At 67.8% G+C, this 24,458-nt stretch carries 20 protein-coding genes; 6 read left to right on the top strand and 14 right to left on the bottom strand.

Translation table 11 applies throughout. The annotated features are described in order from the left end of the window. The first annotated feature begins 177 nt into the window (after positions 1–177). Both ACXJKB_RS14635 and ACXJKB_RS14630 read left to right on the top strand, forming a co-directional pair. Entirely contained in the window at positions 178–846 is a 669-nt protein-coding gene (locus ACXJKB_RS14635; protein ID WP_457189551.1) for a hypothetical protein, read from the top strand. A 325-nt stretch (positions 847–1,171) separates the two neighbouring features. Further along, complete coding sequence (locus ACXJKB_RS14630; protein ID WP_457189550.1) at positions 1,172–1,843, top strand: hypothetical protein; 672 nt, start codon at positions 1,172–1,174, stop codon at positions 1,841–1,843. Positions 1,844–1,944: 101 nt separating this feature from the next. Here the strand turns inward: ACXJKB_RS14630 and ACXJKB_RS14625 are convergent, their stop codons facing one another. Beyond that, positions 1,945–3,153 (bottom strand): calcium-binding protein, encoded by a 1,209-nt coding sequence (locus ACXJKB_RS14625; RefSeq protein ID WP_457189548.1) that lies wholly within the window; start codon positions 3,151–3,153, stop codon positions 1,945–1,947. A 250-nt stretch (positions 3,154–3,403) separates the two neighbouring features. Then, positions 3,404–4,288 (bottom strand): phosphorothioated DNA-binding restriction endonuclease, encoded by an 885-nt coding sequence (locus tag ACXJKB_RS14620; protein ID WP_457189546.1) that lies wholly within the window; start codon positions 4,286–4,288, stop codon positions 3,404–3,406. A gap of 1,686 nt (positions 4,289–5,974) precedes the next feature. On the opposite strand from ACXJKB_RS14620, the gene ACXJKB_RS14615 reads away from it, so the two are divergent. Then, positions 5,975–6,952, top strand: a complete 978-nt coding sequence (locus tag ACXJKB_RS14615; RefSeq protein WP_457189544.1) for a hypothetical protein — start codon at positions 5,975–5,977, stop codon at positions 6,950–6,952. A 113-nt stretch (positions 6,953–7,065) separates the two neighbouring features. Then, positions 7,066–7,305, top strand: a complete 240-nt coding sequence (locus tag ACXJKB_RS14610) for a hypothetical protein (RefSeq protein ID WP_457189542.1) — start codon at positions 7,066–7,068, stop codon at positions 7,303–7,305. 4 nt (positions 7,306–7,309) lie between these two features. Here the strand turns inward: ACXJKB_RS14610 and ACXJKB_RS14605 are convergent, their stop codons facing one another. The 9 genes from ACXJKB_RS14605 to ACXJKB_RS14565 all read right to left on the bottom strand — a co-directional run bounded on the left by ACXJKB_RS14605 (position 7,310) and on the right by ACXJKB_RS14565 (position 13,427). Next, positions 7,310–7,528 carry a hypothetical protein gene (locus tag ACXJKB_RS14605; protein ID WP_457189540.1) on the bottom strand — a complete coding sequence of 73 codons (219 nt, stop codon included), beginning with the start codon at positions 7,526–7,528 and terminating at the stop codon, positions 7,310–7,312. A 521-nt stretch (positions 7,529–8,049) separates the two neighbouring features. Beyond that, entirely contained in the window at positions 8,050–8,667 is a 618-nt protein-coding gene (locus ACXJKB_RS14600; protein WP_457189538.1) for a hypothetical protein, read from the bottom strand. Between the two features lie 92 nt (positions 8,668–8,759). Beyond that, positions 8,760–9,095, bottom strand: coding sequence for a hypothetical protein (locus tag ACXJKB_RS14595; RefSeq protein WP_457189536.1), 336 nt, complete (start codon positions 9,093–9,095; stop codon positions 8,760–8,762). A gap of 1 nt (position 9,096) precedes the next feature. Next, a complete protein-coding gene (locus ACXJKB_RS14590; protein ID WP_457189534.1) occupies positions 9,097–9,444 on the bottom strand; it encodes a DUF2185 domain-containing protein in 348 nt (115 codons plus the stop codon). A 63-nt stretch (positions 9,445–9,507) separates the two neighbouring features. After that, positions 9,508–10,080 carry a hypothetical protein gene (locus tag ACXJKB_RS14585; RefSeq protein ID WP_457189533.1) on the bottom strand — a complete coding sequence of 191 codons (573 nt, stop codon included), beginning with the start codon at positions 10,078–10,080 and terminating at the stop codon, positions 9,508–9,510. A gap of 80 nt (positions 10,081–10,160) precedes the next feature. Next, on the bottom strand, positions 10,161–11,513 hold the full coding sequence (locus ACXJKB_RS14580; protein WP_457189532.1) for an HNH/ENDO VII family nuclease: 1,353 nt from the start codon (positions 11,511–11,513) through the stop codon (positions 10,161–10,163). Beyond that, positions 11,510–11,812: a WXG100 family type VII secretion target gene (locus tag ACXJKB_RS14575; RefSeq protein WP_457189529.1), complete on the bottom strand. Its 303-nt coding sequence runs from the start codon at positions 11,810–11,812 to the stop codon at positions 11,510–11,512. The genes ACXJKB_RS14580 and ACXJKB_RS14575 overlap by 4 nt, the downstream gene beginning before the upstream one ends. Positions 11,813–11,814: 2 nt before the next feature. Beyond that, positions 11,815–12,138 (bottom strand): WXG100 family type VII secretion target, encoded by a 324-nt coding sequence (locus tag ACXJKB_RS14570; RefSeq protein ID WP_457189527.1) that lies wholly within the window; start codon positions 12,136–12,138, stop codon positions 11,815–11,817. Positions 12,139–12,614: 476 nt separating this feature from the next. Continuing rightward, positions 12,615–13,427: a hypothetical protein gene (locus ACXJKB_RS14565; protein WP_457189525.1), complete on the bottom strand. Its 813-nt coding sequence runs from the start codon at positions 13,425–13,427 to the stop codon at positions 12,615–12,617. A 594-nt stretch (positions 13,428–14,021) separates the two neighbouring features. Between ACXJKB_RS14565 and ACXJKB_RS14560 the strand changes: the two genes are divergently transcribed. Together ACXJKB_RS14560 and ACXJKB_RS14555 are read left to right on the top strand one after the other, a co-directional pair. Further along, entirely contained in the window at positions 14,022–15,947 is a 1,926-nt protein-coding gene (locus tag ACXJKB_RS14560) for a hypothetical protein (protein WP_457189523.1), read from the top strand. Positions 15,948–16,188: 241 nt separating this feature from the next. Next, positions 16,189–16,668 (top strand): hypothetical protein, encoded by a 480-nt coding sequence (locus ACXJKB_RS14555; RefSeq protein ID WP_457189521.1) that lies wholly within the window; start codon positions 16,189–16,191, stop codon positions 16,666–16,668. Positions 16,669–17,162: 494 nt separating this feature from the next. On the opposite strand, the gene ACXJKB_RS14550 is transcribed toward ACXJKB_RS14555, so the two are convergent. The 3 genes from ACXJKB_RS14550 to ACXJKB_RS14540 all read right to left on the bottom strand — a co-directional run bounded on the left by ACXJKB_RS14550 (position 17,163) and on the right by ACXJKB_RS14540 (position 24,171). Then, entirely contained in the window at positions 17,163–18,248 is a 1,086-nt protein-coding gene (locus ACXJKB_RS14550; protein ID WP_457189519.1) for a fibronectin type III domain-containing protein, read from the bottom strand. A 605-nt stretch (positions 18,249–18,853) separates the two neighbouring features. Further along, the gene (locus ACXJKB_RS14545) at positions 18,854–20,281 is read right to left on the bottom strand and encodes an alpha/beta hydrolase (RefSeq protein WP_457189517.1); all 1,428 of its coding nucleotides are present in this window, start codon (positions 20,279–20,281) and stop codon (positions 18,854–18,856) included. 995 nt (positions 20,282–21,276) lie between these two features. Next, positions 21,277–24,171 (bottom strand): ATP-binding protein, encoded by a 2,895-nt coding sequence (locus tag ACXJKB_RS14540; RefSeq protein ID WP_457189515.1) that lies wholly within the window; start codon positions 24,169–24,171, stop codon positions 21,277–21,279. Positions 24,172–24,458 lie beyond the last annotated feature (287 nt).

Genomic DNA, 24,458 nt, shown 5'->3' with positions numbered 1-24,458 from the left:
GCTTGCACCGACACGCAAGACCGAATTGGTTCAACCCGGGGCCTTCCCACACAGCACGAGGGACACGGCTTCACCTTGAAGTAGGGGCAACCGTGGTCGCTGCTCGTGCAAAGGTGACCTAGATCTGCCAACGCCACCCCGGCGGCGGCGTGTGTACCGAGTGCAACAGGGGGTTCGATGCGCACTTCGCTTCTTCGGCTGGGCACCGGGTGGGCCATCGCCCTGACAGGCGCGCTCGTCGTCACGCCGGCGCACGCAACAACACACGAGGAACGACCAGCCGCCGACACCCGCGTTTCGCCCGCGAGGTATCCCAACGTGGAGGAAGTCGCGCGCATCTTCGCCGTCTACCGCGGCGGTCGCCGCGAGTTCCTTGGGGGACGCCAGCTGTCGCTCACCTCGGCCGACTGCCAGTATCTCGACCTCGCCGACACCCAGCCGCGCGCCGGCCGGGTGGCCAACTACATCGCGCGACGAGGCGGCGACCCGTTCTTCACCGGTGGCACCAGCGTCGGAGTGGCCCTGTACGACTTCCGCAAGCCGAAGCGGGCACAGACAGCCCTCGATGAACAGCGCGACACCATCAGCAGCTGCTACGGACCCAACTTCGACGGCGACGGCTACGGCAACACCTATCGCCGGCTTGCCGCTCCCAATCTGGCCGACGACCAGTTCGCGTACAGGCAGATCAACCACGACGTGAACACCGGAAACGACTGGTTCAATTACGTCTACTTCCGCCAGGGACGCTTCCTTGGCATCGCATCCCTGCAGCGCGACCGCAGTGCCCCATCCGCCTCTGCGGCGTTCGACCTCGCCCGCGCGGCGGTCCGCTCAGCGACTTGACCGCCACGAAATCTCGTGATGCCCGTGGACGCATACGGCGGAGTACTTCACGGGAAGCCCGCGATGCCGCGGGATGTGGAACCGACAGGGGCGCAGCTGTTTCCGGAAGCGGCCTACCGTACGTCCAAGTACTGGGTGGCTGGTATGACGTTGCGCGCTGTGATGCCGGCGGGAAGGCCCCTTGCGTACGCGACTTCTCACGTTCTCCCGTCAAGGTCTCCAGGACACGAATAGTCTCGAGCTTCCTCGAGGAGAAGGTCATTGCATGTTGCCGTCCGGTGTTGTTCGTATCGTCCTGACCGCCCTGGCGGTGCTGGTTGGCTCTGTGGCGCTTCCTGTCAGCACAGCGTCCGCGCTCATCCCCACCACGACCACCGTCACGGTCGCGCCGCACCCCTCGCTGAGTGGCTACTGGGTCGCGACACCAACCGTCAGACACTCCGGTGGACAGATCACCAAGGGCGAGTGCACCACTTACCTCGACGGCGTATGGCTCGGCACCAACGGCACCTGCACCGGGGAGATGTTCGCGGTCCCGGCCCCGGGGACGCACACCGTTCGTGTCGATTACGTGCCCGACCCGTACGGCATCCCGAGCGACCGGGACATCTACTCGCCGAGCTCAGGGTCTGCGGACTTCAGCGTCGCCACAGCACCAGTGACCGCGCCGCCCCCTGCTCCGCCGGTGACCGCACCCGTAGCGACCGCCGCCACCGTGACCACCGCGAAGAAGAGCGTCGCTAAGAAGAAGCGGTCGTTCACCATCACCGTCACCGCCGCGGACGGCTCGGCCCCGACCGGCACGGTGTTCCTCGTCATCGCCGGCCCACAGAAGGTGACGCAGAAGATCACGTTCAGCGCCGGTCGCGCGGTCACGAAGGTCGTCCTGAAGAAGGCGGGGCGGTACACCGCGACCGCGAAGGTGACGAAGACGGCCACGCTGGACTCGTCCAAGTCTTCGGTCGTGCGGTTCAAGGTCGTCGCGCCGAGCCGCTGAGAGCCGCATGTCCGACTCGGCACCAGGGCGGAACCCTCCGACTCGCGGCACAACAGCGGCCCGGACCCGACAAACGGGAGCCCTACTGAAACCAAAGAGCCTCACGGTGCGCAGCGGTGAACGTCCTCGGCGCTGAGGCACGTGTCGGCACCAAGCCCTCCGTCTGCTTGGTCTTCGCCTGAGCCGCCGTCGAGGACGTCGTTGCCAGGACCGCCATCGAGGCCGTCGTCGTTGTCTCCTCCGTAAAGGGTGTCGTCGCCCTCCTCGCCTCGGAGGTAGTCGACGTTGCTGAGCCCAATGAGGGTGTCGTCGCCTTCTCCGCCGTCGATGCTGTGGAACACCTCGGTGGGACGGTCGGAGCTGGTGATGCGGTCGTCCCATGGACTGCCGTACACGTGGAAGTACGCGCCCTTGCGGTCGAGGTAGGTGATGGTGTCGCCGGGTGCTGTGGCCGGTGCGCCGACGTGGCGCACAGTGCCTGCCGCGAGGTCGACGTCGACCGGGTGGGGACTGCGCCAGAAGCTGAGGATGTAGAACCCCTCTTCGTGGATGGTGAGGTGGTCGCCGTCGATGGTGAGGCGGACGCCGATGTCGCCGTCACCGCCGAGGTGCAAGGTGTCGTGTCCTTTGCCGCCGGCGTAGCCCCTGTAGCCGCCGCCGCTGAGGGACACGATGGTGTCGTCGCCGGGACCGCCGTTCACGCTTTCGTCGATGCCGTCGGCGGTGGCTACGTGGTCGTCGCCCGGGCCGGCCTTGACGGTCCGCCATGCGCCGACCGATGTCAGCCGGTCGGGACCGGGCCCGCCGAACAGCCGGTCTCCGTGGCCGTAGCGGTCGATGACGCGGTCGTCACCTGGCCCTCCGGAGAGACGGTCACCGCCACGGATGTTGGGTCGACCTTCCTTGGCGAGGCTGCGGCCGCCGATGAGCTTGTCGTCGCCGGGACCACCGCAGATGATGTCTTCTGCGCCGCGGCCGTTGACGACGTCGTCGCCGGCGCCAGCGACGATGACGTCGGGGTCAGGAGTGCCGGTGAAGCGGTCGTCGCCCGCGGTCCCGAGCCCGCCGGGCGAGACCGGGTGACCCATGCACGTCGGCTTGTTGCGCTGCTCGGCCGGCAGCGCGGGGCCGACGTACGCCTGCCCCACCGCGTACGCGGGCAGGGTCGCGGCCGCCTCGCCAACCGCTTGGGAGTTCGGGAGCTCTGCGAGCCGGGCTCCGGTTATACCGGACCCGCGGGGCCGCTCCGAGCCGGCGTCTGCCTCTGCGACGGGCTCCGTCGACGCGAACGCCGCGGCCGCAGCAAGCAAGACGCCTACCCCTGAAGCTAAAAGGACACCCATCGTGCCTCCTCGAGCCGGTCACGCCGAACGGGAACAGCCTCGCAACTCGCGAGGCGCGGCGCTGGCGGCGAGGCGCCGTCCGGACCGGCTGCCCAGGTAGGTCAGGCTGTCAGGTGCGGGCGACTCGAGGCCTAGTTTCCTCCGCACCTGGGGCGCTGCCAATGGTTTGCCCGTTACACGCGCGCGGGGACCGCACCACGCCCTGAGGATAGGCCCTTCAAGCGCTCAGACGAACGCCCTTGAACACCTCGCGCTGATGCCACGTCACATGCGCGGACGCCGGCACCGGCGTCCCAGGGCGCGGCCTCAGTTCGACGTCGTGCAGGTCGTACACGCGCCGTCCTGCGCCCGTACGCGCCGAGTACGCCCCAGAGACCTGCACCCGGTACTCGGCCGTCAGTCCGAGCGCTCCGCGGTCGAAGAGCCGGTGATGCAGCGAGCACAACGCGAGCCCGTTGTCCGGGTCATCCGGGCCGTCGTGGTTGAACCACCGCACGTGCGCCGCGTCCAAGCCGACCGACCCGGACCCGAGCTGGCCGTCGAACCCGCAGAACGCGCATTGCCGGTCCCAGGCGGCGAGGATGGATGCGGCCCACGACGTCGATCGCTTCCGCCCGGGCAGCCGCACGACCGTGCCGAACACCTCGTCGGGGTCCAACCCGGCCGCCGTCAGCACATCTGCGAACAAGCTCGGAGGGAACTCCGCCTCCACGAGCTCCCGCGCCGTCGCATGGAGGGCCCCCGGCGACGCCAGTTGGGCCTCCACCGCAGCCGACAGACGACCCGTCGGGGCGATGTCGTTGAGCTGCGCGACCTTGTCCATGTCGACGTCCTCGTCGAGCACCCACACGCCGTCCGACCGTAGTCGCGTGAACGGGTACGCCGCTGCCTGAGCGGGCTCGGTCTTCGACACCGGGCCGAAGTTCTCGAGGAGGGCGGCCAGTTCGGTGCGCGCCTCCTCCCACGAGAGCGCCGAGGACCCCATGCGAGCAAGGCGCCCCAGCGCCAGCAGCACTAGCAACGGCTTGTGCGGCGACCGCGCCCCGTCATCACGACGATGCTGGCGAAGCCGTGTCAGCTCCGGGACGGCGCTCGAGCTCATGCCGGGGATGCTTCCACGCCGCGCAGGCCAGCGTCGGTCGAACGCCAGGGCTGGTCGGCTGTGTCCGCGAAGGCGTCGGATGACATCGAGCCAGTGGCCCCCCGACACGGGATGCAAACAAGCCGGACTGCCGCCAGGTCATCACGACCCACCGTGCGCTGTCGCCCACGGATCAGGCTGACGTGACTGTGGCAATCCCTCCGCACGCAGCTCGCTCACCGACCGGCTCTTGGACAAGTTCTGCGCCCTGATCGCGGCGTGCACCTGCGGCAGCTGGTAGAAGCGCGTCCGCCCGTCGGAGCCCAGGGCGTACGGCATCCTTCCCCGACGCGAGCGTTGGTGCACTGCCGCCGGTTGCACTCCGAGGAACGCAGCCACGACATCCGCGCGTACCCAAGCGTGCGCGTCGTCAGGGGGCTGGGGCTCTGCACGCGGCTGCGGACCGGGCTTCGGCATTGCTCGGAGCCGGGAGGCCTCCGCGCGCGCGTCCCGCAACGCCAGCACCTCTGACTTCCGCAGGCTCGGGCGCTCGCTTCGAGGATGCAGCAACCCACGACGGGTCAATTTCGGCACGTTCGACGGGTGCGTCCCCAAGATGCGCGCGGCGGCCATGATGGTCACCCACTCGTCGTCCCCGTCCGACATGTGCAACACGCTACCCGCGCCAACCGGCCCCGATCCGCTCTCCACAGCCCGATGTCGGCGGGGCGCGGTCAGCGTCGCGGCATGGGCGACGACAAGGACAACCCAGCTGGGCCTGGAAACCACGAGACCGTTGACGTCGCCGCGTTGGAAACTGAGCTCGTCAAAGCCAATCGCAGGGCTCGCCCGCGGCGGTCGGACGGTCAGCCGCTCGTTCGTCGAAGAAGTCAGCGCGCTGCCGGCATGGCCGCTGTCGGCACCTTGTTGTCAACCAGGGACGCTCGAACCGTCGTAGGATGTCGAACAAACGTTCGATGAGGTGGTGGTATGGCCGGCGGGATGGGACGAAGGGACAACGACCCTCCGCGTGAGACGCTCGCCGAGCGCATCGCAAACACGCGTGCCAGCGATGCCGGGCGAGCTGGTCGCGACGACCGTGCGGGCCGGCCCGGGCTCGGGCACGCAACCGCCGGGTTCCACGGCATTCCACCGACCGCTTCACCGTCCTGGATGGCGACGGCGCCTTCCGCTACCTCAACTCCTACCGCAGCGCACAGTTCCCCGCCATCGCCGGTGCGGCACTGCTGGTACGAGTCCAAAGGTTACGGCCGGCAGGCCGCTCTGCTCCTCCGTTGGCGCAACATCGGCGGCCACTACCAAGGCCACGTGTGCACCACAGTGTTCGAGAACGGGGAGTGGGTGCTCACAGACGTGTGGGTCGACGCGTCACGACTCTCACCAGCTTGACCCCGTGAGCCGGCGCTTCGTCTCTCACTGGGTGTGTTCCTTCTGGCGACACCAGCTTCGCGAACAGCCTCACTGCTGCTGCTCTGTTGCCCACGTGTATCGCAGAGCCCGGGGACCGCGCCGCGAGGGGGCTATCGGCCCACCGCAAATTTGGCGAATCGCCAACAAGTCTATTAGCGTGGTGCCAACAAGCCAGCCCGCCATCATCCGTGGGGGGCTCGAGGCAACCGAGCGCCTCTACGGGGGCTCGGACCTAGCCACGAGAAGGACTCCATGCCGCGACCGCAATTGTTCATCTTGGCGCTGACCGCCGCGCTCATCTCGTCGGTTCTCGCACTTGGCGCTGCCGCACCCGCGCAGGCAGCGGGCGCCGACCTGACCGTGACGCACTCGGTGGCCGACGTGTCCACCACGAGCAGCACAGTCGAGCTTCCGGTCACGTGGAACGTGTCGCTCCCTGATGGCGCGACCGAGTGGACCGTGTCGGCTTGGACGACCGACGCCTCGGGCACCTGGCCCGCTGGCACCTGGAGCCCCGAGTCTCGTCAGCCCGCTTCTGTCACCACGGCCACGACCCAACACCGTTTGGGCGTGCTAGAGGGCGTCACCAACCTCCGCATCCGAGCCACCATCAAGTCCATCGACACCACCGAGCCGTACACCGGTAACCGCACCTTCGTCGTGGACCAACCGTTCACGGTCACCCGCACATCGCCGCCTCCGCCGCCTCCGCCGGCACCGCCCGTCTACCCGTCGCCGCCCGCACCTCACCCGGCGCCGGCACACGCCAACAACCGGGTCGACCCGGCGGACGACCCGGATGACACCCACGAATGGGTGACGACCCGCGGGGAGTGGAAGCAGATCCGCAACGGCATGCACCGAGACCAGGTCGAGCGCATCCTCGACGGGCACGGCGCCCCGTACGAGGGGTCTCCCTACACGCGGTACTACGGAGACAAGCACAACGGGGCATGGCGCACGTCGGCCGTCATCTCATACGACAAGCGCTGGCGTGTCGACTATGCGGCCTGGACGACTAGCGAGTGGATCACGAGCCGCGGCGTCTCGGTCGGCCTCCACTACGCGGACGGCAAGTACCAGAAGCGCAAGGAGATGTACGTCGGCAACAGCACCCGGCGCCGCGTGAGCGTGACGGTGCGAGCCAAGGAGCGGTCCTGGAACTTCACGCTCAAGCCTTGGGGAACCCAGACCGTCTCCCGTCGCATCGACAACCTCTTCATCGAGGACCTGAGGGCTACGGTCCGCTCCTAGGGACGGGCGGGCGGGGAGCTTGTCGGTCAAGATTCCTGTGCCGCGAGATAGCGGCGCGAACGCTGATGTGGGGAGCGTTTGACGGCCGGCTGCTGCCCGGGCGACGTAGTGCGATGGACACCAACACCATCCGCGCCGTGCAGGACGCCGATTGCCCGATGATGCGGCTGGACGTCGCAGCGCACCTCGCCCGCTACAAGGAACAGAGCCGCGCCCACACCGCCTCCGACCTCAACGCCTACCTGCGCTGGTGCCTCGAACGAGACGTGATGCCGCATTGCCGCGGCTGCTGTTCGCCGTTGCCATTTCATGGCATGACGAACGCCCGCCTGCAGCGGGTGGGGCGTTCGTGAAGTGCTACCGACGACTGACCTCGTCACCTTCCCGATCCTCTCGGCGGCGACGAGGCCACGCCATGACGGACTGAACTCGAGGAATCCTCGCCGATGCCAATGCCAGCAGGCCCAGCACGACGAAGCCGATGCCGAGGACGACCCGGTCGTCAAGGAGCTCCCAGATCCCCACAGCGACCAGCGCTGCCGTCAGGAAGTAGTCGAGCGGCGTCGGTCGAGTCATGGTCGCCTCCTAGTGGGCGCATCCCCACGTAGCCCAGGCCACGCCGAGAGCAGCGCCGAAGCCCCAGCCTCTCGTGAGACCCGCACCCGCCGCAGAACCGATCTCCACACCGCACTGAACCCACGAGCTGAGCTCGGCGTTGGTGATCCCGTTGGCGTTACCGGACAGGGTCTTGAACCTGCCCTGCGCCGTCGTCCGGCATCGGTAGCCGGCCAGACACTGCGGGGAGGGGAGGTTGTTCCCGGAGACGACCACCTCGCCGCAGTACGTTCCACCGCTGCAGTACCGCGACTTGTTGACGTAGACGCACCCGTTCGGGGCGCAGATCCGGTAGGCGTCCGGGAGGACCATGGCGATGACCCCGTCGCCGGTCGATCGCCTGCTCACGGGCCAGCTTGTCGGCCTTGGCGACAGCCGACGGGCTGGTCGGGGTCGTATCGGTGTGGGCGGGTTAGCCGCTCATTCGAGGTCGTTGCGAACCGCCCCGACCTCCACCTCCACCGACGCAATTGGGCCCCAGCTCAACGCAGGCTGACAGCTCCTGCGAACCGTGCCCGGTCGCTCGACCACGGGCCCGCCGCATCCGACCTGAAGTAGCCAGTCAACGACTGCACGCGCACCACAGCCTCCGAGTCCGGCAGACACCGGCGCGGTACGTCCAAGCTCACCACGTCCCGCTTCCATGACACCTTCGCGCGCAGCGGGTCGCACGACTCGAAGTCCGTTCCGTCGGTCCCGAAGTTCAGGTACGCGTACGACAAGCTCGCCGCTTGGGGGCTGAACCCGACCGAACCCGAGAACAAGTCGTCGCTACCGGCCGGCTGGGAGATGTTGAAGAATACCATCTGGTCCCATCCGCGGGTCCGTCGCACGTCCCGCAACTGCACGGTGAACCGCGTGCCCGACCCGCGCGCCTCGACCGTCACCTTCCTCAAGTCGATGGAGGTCCGCTCGTCCATCGAGAGGCCGCGGATGCGGTGATGGACGCGCACATCCCCGCGCGGGTCCTTCACGGACGCCAGCACCTCCCGCTCCGAGCTCGAGCCAGCCGAAGCCGGGACGAACGCGGCCGCCGCCAACAGGCCAGCGGTGGCGAGGGTGGTGACGCCTCGGCGGCGGCAGTTGTTACGAGAGATCATGAAGGGAACCTATGTGGCGACGCGTGCCGAAGCAGCGGTTCCAACACAGCCAGACCCAAGCCAGTTGCTGGACTGGCGCAGCGTTGCACGGGTCATGACTCCGATGCGCTGGCATTGTCCTTGGCATTCGCAACCATCTCGGCGCGCTCTTCTGGCGTCAAGGACGCGAGGTAGCTGCGGTAGTCGTCCATGCCGACTTCGATGATGGTGGAGAACTCCGGGTCGTCGGCGAGGTCGCGGATGGGGCGGCGGCCTGACAGGACCTCCCCGACGATGGACGCGACGCCGGTGCCGGGGTGGTCCTCGGCGATGCTGACCAGGTTGGCGCGCAGGCGTGCGGCGGACGCCTGGTCGCCGGTGAACGCCAGGAACTCGTCCCGGTCGTCGGCGGCTTTGTCTTGTGCGGGGTCCTGCGGCTGCCAGGTCATGTCACTGAGGGACGTAGAGCTGCTCGGCGGGTACCGGCCGGCCGGTAGCTGTGTCGACGACTTCGATGCCGTTGCCTTCGTCGACGATCTGCAGGTCGGAGCCCACGGGGAGGTTCCAGATGCCGATGAGCGCCGGCTCGAGCTCGCACACGGAGTTGAAGTCGGTGATGACGAGGTTGTTGGCGTCGCTGAGGTACTCGGTGGTGTCGACGTCGGAAAAGATCCGCCATCCGTTGTCGGCAGTGGCTTGAGACTCTTCGCGGACCATCCACTTGATGCGGCCGGCTCCGGTGAGCACGTTCTTCGAGACCAGGCAGGCGCCGGCGGCGGGGATGAACTCGATCGGCATGAGGCTCCTTGACGTCTCGGGTGGGGTGCGGCTGCGTCAGTGCGGTTGGCTGGTTCGGCCTTGCTACTGGGCTGGTGGCGGGACCGGTATCCCGCGGTCGGTGAGGGTCTGCTCGGCGCGGATGACGAGCTCGCCGCGCTTGGCCGACCACTTCCGCAGGTTCGTCAGCACGGTGCGGCCGTCCAGGCCCGCCTGCAGCAGGTCGAGGTCCGGGCGTGCGAGGAGGACGTCGTAGAAGGGCGTGAGTGTGACGTCGCTGAACTTGAACTTCGCGGCGAGGGTCTCGAGCGGGGTGCCGACCTTCGAGTCGACCGCGTTGACGTTCGCGCCAGCATCCAGGAGGCGCTTCAGCAGCGGCGCCTCCGCCGCGAAGTCGTGCTCGCCGCGGTCCAGGAAGCGGTGCAGCGGCATGGCCTCGCGAACGTCGGCACCGTCGTCGAGAAGGCGATTGGTGATGGCGACCCGGGAGGGGGAATCGGCGTTGGTCAGGGCCAGCGACAGCAACGTGTCGTGCTCGAACTCGTAGTTCACCCACGCTGGGTCGTAGACCTTCTCGAAGTCGGCGTAGGTGCCCCGGGTCAGCGCGGCGTGCAGCGCGCTCGTGTCACGAGGCTTATTGCGGTTGAACAGTCCCATGGGCTCAGTGTGCCTATCAGTCTCGTTGCGACAGTCTCACGCTGTCTGGTTGTGCTGTTCGGACCGTCGATCTGCTCCAGCTATGGAGCTTCGTCGACGTGCGAACGATTTCGCCCTGGGTGGGCAACTTCGTAGTTCCTAGGGTCTCGGTATCGCTCCAAGAACTCTTCCTTGGTGATCTTGCCCGACAGGTACTCATCGCGCAGTTTCCGGTACTCCTCGCCGCGGACGTGGCCCATGTCCCACACATCCTTTTGGGGCTGCCCGGGCTGCCAGTCGATCTTGACGAGGTCCCCGTCCTTGTTGAGGACCCACACGTCACCGTTCTCGTCCTTCGCGTTCTCCCAGACCTTGTTGACCTGGTCTTTGTCGTATCCGGGCCGGGAGTTCGCGTACGGAAGGCGGTCGCCGTGCCTGTCGTAGCCGTAGGAGTTCGGCTTGCCCTTGACGGGCAGCTTGCCGGTGGGCCGCCGCCGCAGGGCCCGCGCGGAGCGGAACTTGCGCAGGATGCGGGTAACGTCGGTGAGCTTGTCGACGGTGCGAACGATGGTGAACACCGCCCGAACGCCCCGGATGGCCGACAAAGCGGTGATGACGCGGCGTGCGTAGTTCGCGGCGCGAGCTGCGACGAGCGCGGCACCACCGCCGGCGGCGAGGCCGGCGGTGAAGAACGACCCGATGCCGGCGACCACTGCGGTGGCGCCGACCTCGATGGCGAGGTCCTTCATCAGGCCCTTGACGGTGCTCTTCGTCTCCTCGACCTGGTTCGCGTAGTCCCGGCATGCCGAGGCAAGTTCTCGGCACGCGCCGGCGATGTCAGCGGCGCCCTGCTTCACCTCGCCGATCGCCGCCTTCGCGGCCGGGATCTCGGGCGAACGCTGGTTACCCAGCTGGGTCTTGGCGACGTCGCAGTACACGCTCAGCCGGTCGAGGCTCGACGCAGCGGCATCCCACGCCGACGCGGCCTCACCGAGCCGGCCGGTGTCGGCGCCGGGCCACGCGTAGCCCTCGAGGTAGTCGAGGATGACGTCCCAGAACTGCGGGGTGTCCTCAGCGTTCGCACCCGACGCCGTCGGTGGGGTGTAAGGGGACACCTCGACCGGGTCGACATCCTCCTGCGCGCCAGACCCGCCCCCCCTTCTGCCATGGACCGACCCGGCGTCCGCATCGGCGTGGTTGGCACCGGAGGCCTCCGCGATGGTCGCCAGGGTCCCGAACGCCGTCACGAGGTCCGCCATTGCCGTGACGGCGGCTGAGGCGCCGGAGTCGTAGTTCGGGACGAACTCCTCCGACGACTTGTCGTCGCCACCCATGCCGCCGAAACCGCCGAGCTTGCCGCTCAGCGTTTCGTAGGCGTCCGCGGCAAGCCCGTTCGCGGTCTCGAGGGCGGATGCCGCACTGGTGTAGCCGCCGGAGTCGACCTCGATCCTCATGAGAACGACTCCCACATCTTCACGTTCGCGTCCGCGGCTCCCGTGTAGTTCGTGTGTGCGTTCCTGGCCGAGGCTCGTAGATCGGCAAGGGCGGCGCGCATGCCGCGCATGCCTTCCTCCCACGTCTTGTGGGCCTCGGCCTGCGCCTCTGCGGCGAGGCCCTCCCACGTGGACTGGAGGGCGGCAATCTGCTTCTCGATGTCGTTCGTCAGTGCCTCGAGGGCGTTCTCGGTGGCTTGAACGTCGGAGATGACGGCGTCGAGGTCGTCGGTGTCGATGGCGAAAGCGCGCCCGGCCACGGTCAGCCCAGCCTGTCGATGATGCGCGCGGACAACGCGTCGAGGCGCTGCTGGGAGGCGTCGTCGGAGGTGATGAAGTCGCTCTGGGTTTCATCCAGCAGCTCACGCATCGCGGTGAGCCCAGCGAGGACTTCGCCGGCGGACTCCTTCCACTCCTCCCACGCGTCCGAGAAGGCGTCGGCCGCCTCGCCCGACCATCCGGCGTTCAGGAACCCACGAACCCGTCCATCAATCTGATTGCGGCCCGTGCGCAGCCGTTCCGCCGCGTCGTACACGTCGTCCTTCGCCTTCGCGAAGGCCGCGTGCATCACCTGCACCTGGTCCACGATGTGCCCCCTGCCCGAGTCGGTCGCCAAGGGTTCTACCCACCCGCGCCGGGAGTGAATCCTCAACGAGAGGGGTTTTCCACAGCGCCCGATCCAAACGAGCTGCACGGCGCGCGCTCAGCCTCGTGGGTCRCAGTCTCCTCGCACCAACGCCGAGAGCCGCTGGGAGGGTGGCCGCGGGCTACGTCGGCGTCGACGGCAGTGGACGGCCCGATCGTGGCCGTTGAGCGCATCCAGCTCGTTCTGACCGGGCGTTCGACCAACGCCACCGGTGCGTCCGGGGTTTTCTGGAGGCCGACTTGCGTGGCCCGCAGTCGTTCCTCGTCGACGACCTTGAGGGTCTGTGCAGGCTCGACTATGAGGTGGCAGAGCGGATCAGAAGTTCGCCGCGTAAGCCGTTACGAGTGCCAACAACTAGCCGCGCAAACGGGCACAATCGGATCCGACATCCGTCCTGGAAGCAAAGACACACCCAGTCAGTTGAGGGCCACGGGTTCGTCGGAGTCGAAGGTGCCCTCCCATGAGGTGATCTTCCAGCCGTTGCCGTCGTTGTTGGTCATCACCAGGCTGACCATCGACTCCTGGTGCACGCGCATCCGGCCAGCCTGCGGCTTGGCGGGGTTGGTCACGCGCGTGTAGTCGTTGGCGTAGTCGATGTTGACCCGGAGTCCGCCGAAGCCGCGGTCGCTGGCGACGAACACGTCGCCGAGGAAGGTGCGGTTGGTGACCAGCGGCTCGTCGGCGGGGATGTCCCACATGGCGCCGGGGGAACCGACGCGGACCAGGGCCTGCAGGTTGCCCCACGCGTCATCGTTCTTGAGGTCCTTGGCCGCAGTGAGGTTCTGCTGCCACGCGGCGGCCGCGTTCGGGGCGAGCTCGGGGGTGACGCCCTGGAGCGCGGTGCGCGCGGCGGGCAGGTCGGCGCGCATGAGGTCCTCGCGCAGGGTCCACTTGCGCAGGAAGTTCATGGCGGCGTTCGCGGCAGCCTTGGCGTTGGCCTCGCCGTGCATGCTGAGCGCCGTCGACTCGATGCGGATGCCGTCCTTGGGTCCGGTCCACCCGGTGGGGCGCGCCGGCTTGGCGGGCTTGGTCTCAGTCACGGAGACCTCGGGGACGGCGGTGGTGGTGGAGGAGGTCTCGGGGAGCTCGGGACTGGCCGAGCTGCTGGCTGAGGGGGTGGCCGAGCTGGTGGCGTCGGGCTTCGGGGGCGTGGGCTCGTCCGCGGAGGCCGAGCAGCCGGTGAGGACGACGCCGGCGGCGACGGACGCGATGAGGGTGCGGGTACGCACAGCTGGTTCTCCTAAAGCGGCCCTGGATGGGGCAGGTAACCCCAGGATGTCCGGCCGCCGCGGCACGGTAACCAGCCTTCGGCCTCCCGAAGGCGTTTCGGAGCCTTCCCGGTACCAAGGGATGAGGAAATCGGTCCGCGTACCCGGCGTCTTTTGCCGATTCCCCAGTTCGCACCACAAGCCACTCTCGTCCCACATACCGTTCGACGTTCTGCCTTGCCATGCCCAGATCGGAGCACCTCGTTGCGTTCGCGCGCCCYTTTACCTGCAGTTGTCGTCTCGGTTTGCTTTGCGCTCTCCGCTTGTACCGAGGACTCGTCGCCCGGGTTGGGGGTGACCAATGACGGCGTCGGCGGCGTCAAGGCGGAGTGGTCGACCGTCGACGCAGACGCCGCTACTTCGTCAGAGCCCTTGGTGGCCGTTGCGGCGACTCTGCCCAGTCAGGGCCGGCGCCCTGCCTTGGTAGGGGGGCGTGTGACCCCGCCKGGCGCACCAGCGGCCGCCACCCTTTGGAACGCTGATGCGGTTGGACCTGACAAAGGGATGACGTTGGACGTCGGAGACGGCGACTCAGCCGTCAGTGGGCTTGCCGCAGTGGGCGACACGTCCTACGTCCTGGGCAGCCGCTGGGTTGCAGGCGTCAACGAACCTTTCCTCCAGTCTTCGGAGGATCGCAAGACATGGACTCCCGTCGAGCTGCCGACCGAGATCGTCGAGCGTGGAATCGCACTGAGCCTGGTCGCAGGCGAGCCCACGAGTGGGCCGTTCGTCGCTGGCGTTGATGCTGAGGACCAGCCCGTCGTGGTGATGCTCGACCAAGGCGACCCGGTGACCTTGCCGACCCCCGACTACGGGCGGGTGACCAGCATCAGCGGCGCCGCAGCTTCCAAGAAGACTCTCGTAGTGCTCATCAACGTGGAGCGGGAGGAGGGTGGCGGGCAGGTCATCCCTCTGACGTCAAACGACGCCGGCGCCACGTGGGATCCGCAGGCCCCTCTTGCGAGCACCGAGCCGACGCTCAACGGCGTCGTGGCTATCCCTGGCGGGGGATTTTTGGCGACCGGCTACTCCCTGCGAGGCACCAACTACCTCGCAGCAGCCTGGTTCTCCCCGGATGGTGCCGACTGGCGAGTGGAGACGTCGCTTCCCTCGGTGCCAGGCCATCAATCCGGCTGGTCGAGCTGGGTCAGCTCTCCAACCGTCTCGGGAAAGACCGTGTACGCCAGCATCAGCGACGAACGACTGCTCCCCGGCACCGCCGTTCGACGTACCCCGGACGGACGCTGGACGACCCTCGGCGCATTGCCGCCTTGGCGCACCCCCGGTGCCAGCACCTACGTGGTCGCCGACGGCGCGGCCATCATCGCCATGCGATCGTGGAACGGGCTGCTGCAGACCGGCACGCTCACTGCAAAGGGGCGCTGGAAGACGACCGCGGAGACCGGCGCCGTTCCTAACGTCGGCTGGTGGGAAGCCGTCGAGCAGGTCGGAGACGACACGCTCGTCGTCGGTGCCCACACGGAGGTCACGACGACGAAGGACGAGGGTTGGTCCCGCAGCAGCGAGTTGACGCCCCTCGCTCTGACCGACGGGCGTCTCGAGTCCACCGAGTGGGCACCGACCGAGCTCGGTGAGGTCTCAGGTCTGGCCGCGGTGACCGATGACTCAGGCAACGCCTTCGTCGCGGCCCAGCGGCCGACCGCCGGTGACCCGAGCGGCACGAATGACGCCTACGACGTGGTCGGATGGTTCAAGGCCGCTGACAGTTCGACCTGGGAGCCGGCACAGGGTCTCGACGGGCCTCGCACCGAGTTCGTATCGAACGCGGCCAATCACGACGGGGAATGGGTCGTCGTCGGCGACGACCGCGCCAGCTTCAATGCCAGCGACCACTCGATCGGTGCCCTGTGGACCTCGAAGGACGGCACATCGTGGAAGCGAGCGAAGGGCCCCTTCGATGCCTCTCCTTCGGCGAACTCCTGGCTCAGCGCCACGTGCGCGCTGCCCAGCGGAGACCTCATCGCCGTCGGTGGCGTCGAAGACAGCACCACCGGGTCCCGCCCGCTCGCGTTCCGCAGGACCCAGGGCACGTGGAAGACCCTCAACGTCAAGGGGATCGGCGCGAACGCGACGAACCTCGACTCCTGCGCCAACTCCGGCAACGTCACCCTCATCCAGGGCACCGCCGGCGGCCGTGACGCTGTCTGGTCAACCACCGACGGTAAGAAGTTCGCGTCCGTCGAGGTGGGGGAGCCCGAGGACACGATCGGCACCATCAAGACGATTGACGGCGGGTTTATCGCCACCGGTGCTATCTACGCCGGCCTGCAGCAGCGGGCGGTGGTGTGGCTCTCGAGCAACGCCAAGACCTGGCACCCCGTCGACTTGCCAGCCGACCGCGTCCTCACCGCCACCGACGTCGTTGCCACCCCCTCGGGAGTGGTGGTGGCCCTGACCGGACTCAACGGCCCCGCCATGAGCATCCTCGAAAATGCGGACAACCTCCTGAAGTCACAGTGATGACTACCTCTGTGGGCACACCGCACGCGCCCACGATGCAAGCGCACCCGCGCGGCTGAGCCGCCGCGCCTGGCGTGGCTGATCGACGGCTACCCATCGAACCCGACCTATCGCAGCCCGGTCGCTCGCGCCGACCTCATAAAGACGCCGAGCGTTCCAAGAAGCCAACCCTGACGCCCCACGCCAGCCAAGCCAGACTCACAACGCATCCTCAGGAGAACGCATGCCCCAAACCGCTAACGTGGCCCGCCCTACCACCCCGGTGCTGCTTGCCATCGCATCAACCCTGCTCCTCGCGCTCGCCGTGGTGTCGTCGACCCCAGCCGGAGCTGTCGCCGCCCAGCCCAAGTACGTCGCCCCAATTTTCGTGGGTGCTGTTGGCGCCACGTGCGAGGACCTCGGCGACGAGACCTACAACGTCACGGTCCGCTTCAAGGTCACCGGCGGTCGCTATAACAACCTCGGCGAGCCCGCCACTTCGTCGGCCATCATCAACGCCGCCGTGAACGGCAACGGTCGCTACGACAACGTCCGCAAGGGGGGCACCCGCTACGTGACTGCGGGCATCCACTTCCTGTACAAGCCGAGCGCAACCGAGCAGACGGCCACCTTCAAGTACCAGCATCACGTGGCGCCGATCACCAAGCCGGGCATGTTCCCGCAGAGGGATCGCATCCTCAAGCGCAACGTCGAGGTCACGTTCTCCTGCCCGAACCTCTGACATTCCCCCTGCGAGGCTGTCCAGCGCTGGACACTCCCAGGCAGGGGCGGCCCTTTGCGCTTCAGCTTGCCTGGTCCGCTCGGCCCATGCCGCTGCCCGGTTCAGCCGGGAGCACCTGATCGCACAACGCGAGCGTGAGGGCGTTCCCAAGATGGCCCGACGCTGTTCGTGAGCGTCGCGTGGGCTGACGGGGCGCTGGCGCCGGCGTTCGTGTCGATCATCGACACGGCTCCGTACTTTCGCGTCGACCTGGGCGAGTGAACGCGGAGGCTTGCCTCGGCGTCCAATCGAGGCTGCGCCAGGTTCGGGTCAGTGGTCGCCAGCTCGTGGACGACGTCGTCTGCCCATGACCCGCTTCAAGCTTGCGGTCCATCGCTTCCTGGCCTACACGTACCTAGACATCTGCCGAGGTGCGGACCGCTCGACATCTCCAAGGAGGCAGGCAGGATGTCTTTCTACGCAGATAGGCCAAGGACGAGGGCCGAGCCTTCTTGTCAGCCCCGGACCCGGGCTTTCACTGCACGGCTGGCCGGCGCGGAGCCGACGCGGCTTTGCGCGACGACGCGGAAGCGGTACGCGCCTACCGCGTGCCTTTGGAAGGTGACCCACCTCCTCCCGGGACCGACACGAATGGTTTTACCGGCGCTCGAACGCACCGTGTAGCCGGTGACCGGCGCTCCGTGCGTAGGGGGCGGACGCCAGCGAACCGTCACGCTGCGTCCTTTCACTGACGCTGTCGGCCGGGCAACGCGTCCCGGCACCCGAGCGGTTGGCGCGGGTGCTGGTGTGACCACCGGGACGGCCACCGGCGACGGGGGTTCGTTCGGCACCACCGGTGCCGTCACGGCCGGTGCGCCGGTGCCGGCTGCGTTGGTGGCTGCGACGCGGAACTGGTAGCTGGTGCCAGCGGCCAAGCCGGTGAGCGTCGCATCGGTCTGGGCGCCAGACATCGACCAGGTCTGTCCGCCGGGGCTGGCGGTGATGATGTAGCCGGAGATGGGGCCCCCGTTGCTGTCGGGTGCAGACCACGTCAGGGACGCGGAAAGGCTCCCGGGCGTGGCCGATGCGGATGGCGGCGGACTCGGAACGGCGATGGGGACGGTGGGGTCAGAGGTGGCATCGATCGTGATCATCGGGTGCACCTCGCACGGCGTCACTTCCGGTGTGACTATCTGGCTCAGGACACTGGTCTGGCCCGGCGCCATGTCAGTGGGGAACGTGGGCCCGTGGAAGGCGTAGACGCGGCCGTCGTTGAAGCAGATCACCTGCATGGACACCCGGGTGGCCGTGGTGCGGTTGAGGTTGGTGACCTCGACGTCAATGAACTTGCCCCAAACACCCCGGTCGGGCCACGACACCGAGATGACGCGGAAGTTCCGGTTAGGGACCTGCGCAGTGGGTTCGCCGACGACGAGGTCGACGGTGTGCCGGACGGCGGTCTTGGGGCCGAAGCTGTAGGCGGCCACGGTCTCCCCGGGACCGACGGTGGACAACATGCCGCCGTATCCACCCCGTTGCTCCAGCAGAGCGCCCTGCGCGTCGTAGTAGCTCACGAGTGTCTGCACACTCGTCAGCGCCATGCCAGAGTCGTTTCGGGCGAGGATCGTGGATTTGTTCAGCCATCCGGGCCGCGGGTCGGGCCAGAGGTGAGACCCCCGGACGGTCAATTCTCGTAGACCGTCTGCTGAACTCGCAGTGGGCGGCGCCACGACAGCCGAAAGTAGGAGCACTGCTGAAAGCACCACCGTCGCCAAGGTTTTCCGCGGCATACCCCACCTCCCCGCCTGCATGCTCTCGGTAGCGGCGTGTCGGCGTCATACCCATCGTGGAGGAAGGCGCAGCGCGGACACTCAGGCCGTAGGTCCCGCACGCGGCGTCCGGCGCCACGAAACTCCAACGAACCGACGGCACATCGGCTTGCGTGAGATGTCATGGGCGTGATTGACCCGACCGGTGAGGAGAAGACCGTCCGTGATGACTGCACTACTCCCGCGAGACCTGCAAGCTCCACGTCGCCGCCAGGAGCGGGCGCTGGACGGAGCATCCGGATCTGCCGCGATGAGCGCTCGGCTCTGCCGATGAATGGGCCTCAGGTGCGGAGCAACGCGTTGGTGTGTCGTGGGCTTCGGCTGTGCTCAACCCGAGCGGTCGAGATGTGGCGCGCTGGACCGGAGCGGCGACTCGCTCAGAGAGCTGGGACGACAGGGCGGGGGTTGGTCTCGGGTTGTGGGTTGATGCGGGCTCGAGGCTGGTTGTCTGGAAGTCCCGTTGGAGGAGCGGGGACGGCGGGGCAGCGGACATCTGGTCGGACCCCGGATCTACGGTGGGGAAGTCGCCCGCTTGCGAGGTAGGTGGCGATGCGTTGGTCCACGCAACGAACGCCGTTGAGGCTGCCGGCGTGGGTGGTGCCGCGGACGCCTTCGATGAGGACCGCGCGGGTGAACCGGCGTCGCACCTCGTAGGCACCGTCGATGGGGGTGGCGGCGTCCCGCGTCTCGTTGATGAGGAGCGCGGCCTGGTCGGTGGTGGCGATGTCGACCGGCACGGGTGCAGGCGCAGCCGGCCAGGTGCGGCATGGGCCGTTGAACCAGGCGTTGCCCCACGTGAAGAACGGGTAGTCCTGCGCAAGGTGCTGGTTGTCGGCGAGCAGGAAGTTCAGGTCGGTGGGCCAAGGGGCGTCGGTGCACACGGTGGCCAGGTACATCGCGTAGCCGTTGTCGCCGCGTGGGGCCACCGGGTTGAGTGACGTGTACGCGTTGCGCGCGAGGCGAGCGGTGCCATGGTTAGCGATCTCGGACAGGGCGGCTGCGGCCTCGGGATAGAGGAACGTGGCGTACCCGGGGCCGAGCATGATGTCTGCGAGCTCGGTGGCCCCAACGCCGTTGACGCGCTTCTGAGACAGGCGGCGGGAGACGCGGTAGTAGGTGCGTTCGACCGCATCGGCGGTGCGACCGAGGTGAAGGTCGGCGTGGCCGCGTGCAGCCCACCGGAAGAAGCGTGTCATCGCCTTGTCGAAGGCGATGTTCTGGGTGACGTTGGCGGCGTACCAGATGTTGCGGGGGTCGACGACGCCGTCAAGGACGAGCTTGTCGATGCGGTCCGGGTGCTGGGTTGCGTACACCTGGGCGATGTAGGTGCCGTAGGAGTAGCCGTAGAAGCTGACTCTCTCGGCGCGCAGGGCTTGGCGGAGGATCTCGAAGTCCGCGACGTTGTCGGTGGTCTTGAGGTGGGGAAGGAGCTCGGCGGCGTTCGACGTGGCGCAGTCGGCTGCGTAGTCCTCCGACCAGTCGAGCCACGCCTCGAGGGTGCGAGTGTCGACGGGGTCGTAGGTCTTCGGCCGGGTGCCGATCTTGAAGGCGCGCTTGTCGCAGGTCAGCGCGGGGCGGCTGTCGCCGACGCCGCGTGGATCCATGCCGACCCAGTCGTAGGTGCGCGCGACGTGTCCCGGGACGAACTGTCCGATCCCGGCAAGGTAGGTGCCGGACCCGCCGGGACCGCCGGGGTTGGTGAACATCACGCCGCGGTACTTGCGCGCCTGGTGCCTGACGCGGGAGACAGCGAGGCGGATGGTGGCCCCGGCGGGATCGGCGTGGTCGAGGGGCACAGTGAGCATGCCGCACCGGGCACCGGCGTCGCGCAGGAACTCGTCCTTGCAGCGTCCCCATCTGATGGGAGAGGCGACGAATGTGCCGGCCGCGGCTCTTGAGGTGCCGGTTCCCGCGCCTGCCACTGGGGCGGGCGTGCCAGCGGCAGTGGGCGTGGTCACGGGCGCGGTCAAGATGGCGGCACTAAGCGCGATCGCAGCTCCGGCGGCCTGGATTCTTCTGGACATGATGCTCCCGGGGGCGGCTGGGGACGCTGTGATGCCGACCTTCGTAGCGTCACTCCCAACACCCAGGTGTTCCAGACCCCAAACTGGGGATAGGCGGGCAAGCGTCGTAGCTTCGACCGCGGGGCGTGCCTTATCGCCCACCGGTCATAGGGGCGTCGGTCAGTTCGACCCAACACCGCCCAGCTCCGCACCTCGCACGACGACGGCCCCCCGTCCCGTCCCGAGCAACGTCAAGCAAAACGACACGTTTTTGGGGACCTCTGCTGGGGTAGCGGACGTCCGATCCAGTCCGATCCTCGGCATCCGCTCATGCCGATGTGCGGACTCCGCCGAGCAAGCCACTTGGGTCCTGCGGGTCCGCCTGCAATGGTGCCCAAAAMGAGTCATGGTTCACCGACCAGTCCGCGCGTAGCATCATGGGTCCCGCAGTTCTGGATGGAGAGCCCATGTGGAGTTGGATCATCATCGGCGGCATCCTCCTTGGAATCGTGATCTTGATGTCCCTAGGAGACGTAGGGGGCCGAGGCGACCACACTGTGAACTCGCAGAGGTGGTGGCACAAGCACGACTAACCGTCAGCAGTTCCTGCCCCGCACGTCAACCGGGACTGCCGCAATGAGGGCCGCTACGCTCGCCCGGATCTGCCGCGTTGAGGACGGCTACGCTCGCCCGGATCTGCCGCGACCCGAGCGTCGGTCATGCCGAGATCCGAGCCTGTGGTCGGCTCGTCGGTGGGGGTGGGGTTCCAATGGACCGCGGTGAGTGACGTGATGGCCTCACCTAGCTGTCTCGGCGGTCCGGGCGATGGCCCCTGACAGGGGTACGTGCTCGCGCGCGTCGGCCGCAGCGCGCTTGAGCAATCGAGTCGCGACTGAACCTTTGCCATCGCGCAACGCGCATTCAGCGGCACGCCAGCGGGAGTAGGCCGCGTCGTGGGGACGGCTGAGACCATCCCATGTACGGACCGCCGCAACCCATGTCTCGACCGTGTCTTGGCCTCGGATCCTCGCGAGCTCGGCGGACCATTGGGGCTTGGCGGCTCTGTCCGCGCGTACAGCCGGCGGCTCGTAGGGGTCATGGTGCAGGCGCGYACGGATCCCGAGCAGCGATCGGGTGGCGTCCCGTCGTTCCGACGAGGACGACCGCGCGGTGCTCTCAGCTGCGGCGCGGGCGCCGAGCGCCAGGAAGTCGCCCACTGTCCCGGGCGACATCTCGTCGTGACGCGAGTCCGCCAGGCCCTTGAACCTGACGAATGCGTCGCTTGGGTCGCCCGCCCAGAAGTCGTACTGCATGTGGGCTTCAGTGATGAACGGATCCAGGGGTTCGTGACGGCCCGGTATGAGAAACGCCAGGCGCCGCCGTGCCTCGGCGATGTTGCCTTGCAGCAGCTCCAGCAAGGCTCGCTCAGGATGCAGGAACGGTGGACCGCTGCCCGGGTCATGGAGCTCGGTGTCCACGGCGAGGACCTGCAGCGCGCGGCCGAAGTCTCCACTCCGCCTCCAGGCTTGGGCGACGTTGCCCTTCAAGATCTTGACGTGATGGTCGTTGAGGTCGCTCCACTCGGCGCGGTCGAGCTCCCGTCGGGCCGCACTCTCGACCTCTGTGGCCGGTCGGCAGCTCATGAGCAGGATGTCGGTGTGGCGCAGGGCGACGGACACGTCATGCTCGAGGTCGGTACCGCTGGGGAACTCAGCTCGGAGGGACTCGATCTCGTCGACCGCCGCTTCTTCTCCTGCGACGGCGAGCTGCCAGGCTCGCTGCGCGCGGATTGAGCGAACCAGCGTGAGGTCTCCGGCGAGAGCGGCCGCAGAAGCAGCCTCTGTGATGGCCGCGATCGCCTCGTCGCGGCGTCCGTGCCACTCGAGCTCCACCGACTTCCATCGAAGCGCCGCAGCGAGACCGCCAGACGGCGGCAGCGTCCGGTACAGCGCGATCGACTGGTCGATGAGCTCGAGCCCGCCCCCAACTGCGGTCCATTGGGTGGAGTTGACGCGGGCCAGGAGGCGTAACAGGTCGGCCCGCTCCACCTCCTCGAACTCTTCGGGCGCGCGAAGAGCCTCCTCGAGCACCGGCGTCTCCTCGGCGGAGCGTCCGGCCAGAACGAGCTGATCCGCCGCACCCGCGATGACGGCGTAGCGTCGGAGCGGTGGCTCGCCAGCCGTCGAGCTGTCCTGCGGCCACAGGTCCAGCGCCCGCAGCCAGTGATCCGCCGCCTGCGAAGCGGCGAATCGTTCAGACGCTGCGCGGGCGGCGCGTATCCGCCAGGTCAGCTCATCAGCCGGCGCGCCAGCGTGCTGCCAGTGGATGGCGACCTCGGCCGGTTCGGCTCCCGGGTCTGCCGACATCGCGCGCGCCAACCGCAGGTGCACGTCGGCGGTCTCGCCCGGCATCAGCCTGCGGCGCACCGCCTCCGCGAGTAGTGGGTGGCGCAGGTGAACGGTGTCACCCGAGATCTCCACGAGCCGTGCTTCATGTAGCTCGCGCAACGACTCCGCCATCTGCCGCCGCCCGAGTCCGGTCGCGACGCGAAGGGTGCCCTCGGTAAGTGGGCGGGCCGCGGTCCCGAGCACAGACGCAACCCGCCATGAGCGCCGGCGCAACGGGCGGATCCGACGGTCGAGGAGGTCGTCCAGGTAGGGCGAGGAACTACCTGGCGCGTCCAGGAGCTGCTCGGTGAACAGTGGCTGACCTTGACTCCGCTCGTGGATCGCGCGGGCCTGCTCGTCAGTGACGTCTGGACGGAGGAGACGCAACTGCACGGTGCTGTCCTCCAGTGACAGGGGTGCCAGTTCTATGCACTTCGTCCCTCGACGCGCGCGGGTCAGCCAGTCGCGGCGGTGCGTGGGGACGTCGGGATCGTCGAGACGCCAAGTGCCGACGACTCTCACGGGCGAGGACTGCGCCATCTGCTCGAGGAGGTCGAGGCTGTCGGCGTCGGCCCAGTGGAGGTCCTCGATGATAAGGGCAGTCGCGCGCTTGCGTTGAAGGGCCTCAAGAGCTGTGCGAACCGCCGCAAACAGACGTTCGTGGGACCACAGAGGGTCGGTGCCGCCGAGCTCGTTGGTCGTGATGAGCGATGGCAGCAATCTGGTCAGTGACGGACCGACGTAATCAGGACAGTCCCGTAGCACCTCCTCGAGGGTCGCGCCCCTGTCCTCTTCGTGCAGTGAGCGCAGCGTCTCGGCGAACGGAAGCAACGGGATCTCCGTCGAGAGGGGCAGGCAGTGGCCTACAAGGACCACGGACCCTGCTTCCTCACCCGCCGTACTGACCAGTGTCGTCTTGCCGATCCCGGCCTCGCCTGCGACCAGCAGGAGGCCGGTCCCGGTGTCGAGATGACGTCGTACCGCGGCGAGCTCGGGACGCCGCCCTGCGATCTGCGGCGCGGGGGTCGAGCCTGAGCCGTCGTCGTAGGTAGGGAGCGAAGCCGCGAGCCAGAGTCCGTGGAAGAACACGGGGTCACCACCGAGGGCCTCCACGAGCAGTTCAAGGGTGCCCCACGAGGGAAGTGCAGGGCCCGAGAATGCCTTCGACACAGTGGTGTGCGACACGCCCGTCTCGCCGGCCAGGGTGCGCAATGACGGCCAGCCGGCGCGGTGGTGGAGGTCGTGAAGGGCGTCGTACAAGGACTTGGCCGGACCCACCACGTCGGGTCTGCGAAGTGCAGTCATGGAGCCCTCCAACCACCCACCCTGTGTCGAGGATCCCCCGCACACGCTGGTCCGGCAACCCAGTCGCCGGGGCCACCACGGCCACATCTGCCGCGGGCCGCGAGGCTTGTCCCGTCGGGCACGACACGCATCGTCGTACCAGGTGGCGTGCGCATCGCTGCATGTCTGCCGTACCGGAGTTCGTCCGTCCGAGTCCGGATCTGCCGCTGATGGTGCGTTGGATCTGTCGAGATGAGGTCGGTGCTTGAGTTGCGCCCAACGTCTGGTCGGTGAGTCCCGCGCGGGGG

It is taken from the genome of Nocardioides sp. P5_E3 (assembly GCF_054049275.1).
The sequence above is the reverse complement of the archived record's forward strand: the minus strand, read 5'-3'. Positions and strand labels throughout refer to the sequence as shown.

Coding starts and splice junctions, on each gene's coding strand:
- ACXJKB_RS14600 (WP_457189538.1), bottom strand. CDS start 8,667: ATGATCTCTCGTAACAACTGCCGCCGCCGAGGCGTCACCACCCTCGCC.
- ACXJKB_RS14635 (WP_457189551.1), top strand. CDS start 178: ATGCGCACTTCGCTTCTTCGGCTGGGCACCGGGTGGGCCATCGCCCTG.
- ACXJKB_RS14580 (WP_457189532.1), bottom strand. CDS start 11,513: ATGAGGATCGAGGTCGACTCCGGCGGCTACACCAGTGCGGCATCCGCC.
- ACXJKB_RS14620 (WP_457189546.1), bottom strand. CDS start 4,288: ATGAGCTCGAGCGCCGTCCCGGAGCTGACACGGCTTCGCCAGCATCGT.
- ACXJKB_RS14595 (WP_457189536.1), bottom strand. CDS start 9,095: ATGACCTGGCAGCCGCAGGACCCCGCACAAGACAAAGCCGCCGACGAC.
- ACXJKB_RS14605 (WP_457189540.1), bottom strand. CDS start 7,528: ATGACTCGACCGACGCCGCTCGACTACTTCCTGACGGCAGCGCTGGTC.
- ACXJKB_RS14550 (WP_457189519.1), bottom strand. CDS start 18,248: ATGGCGCTGACGAGTGTGCAGACACTCGTGAGCTACTACGACGCGCAG.
- ACXJKB_RS14590 (WP_457189534.1), bottom strand. CDS start 9,444: ATGCCGATCGAGTTCATCCCCGCCGCCGGCGCCTGCCTGGTCTCGAAG.
- ACXJKB_RS14610 (WP_457189542.1), top strand. CDS start 7,066: ATGGACACCAACACCATCCGCGCCGTGCAGGACGCCGATTGCCCGATG.
- ACXJKB_RS14545 (WP_457189517.1), bottom strand. CDS start 20,281: ATGCTCACTGTGCCCCTCGACCACGCCGATCCCGCCGGGGCCACCATC.
- ACXJKB_RS14585 (WP_457189533.1), bottom strand. CDS start 10,080: ATGGGACTGTTCAACCGCAATAAGCCTCGTGACACGAGCGCGCTGCAC.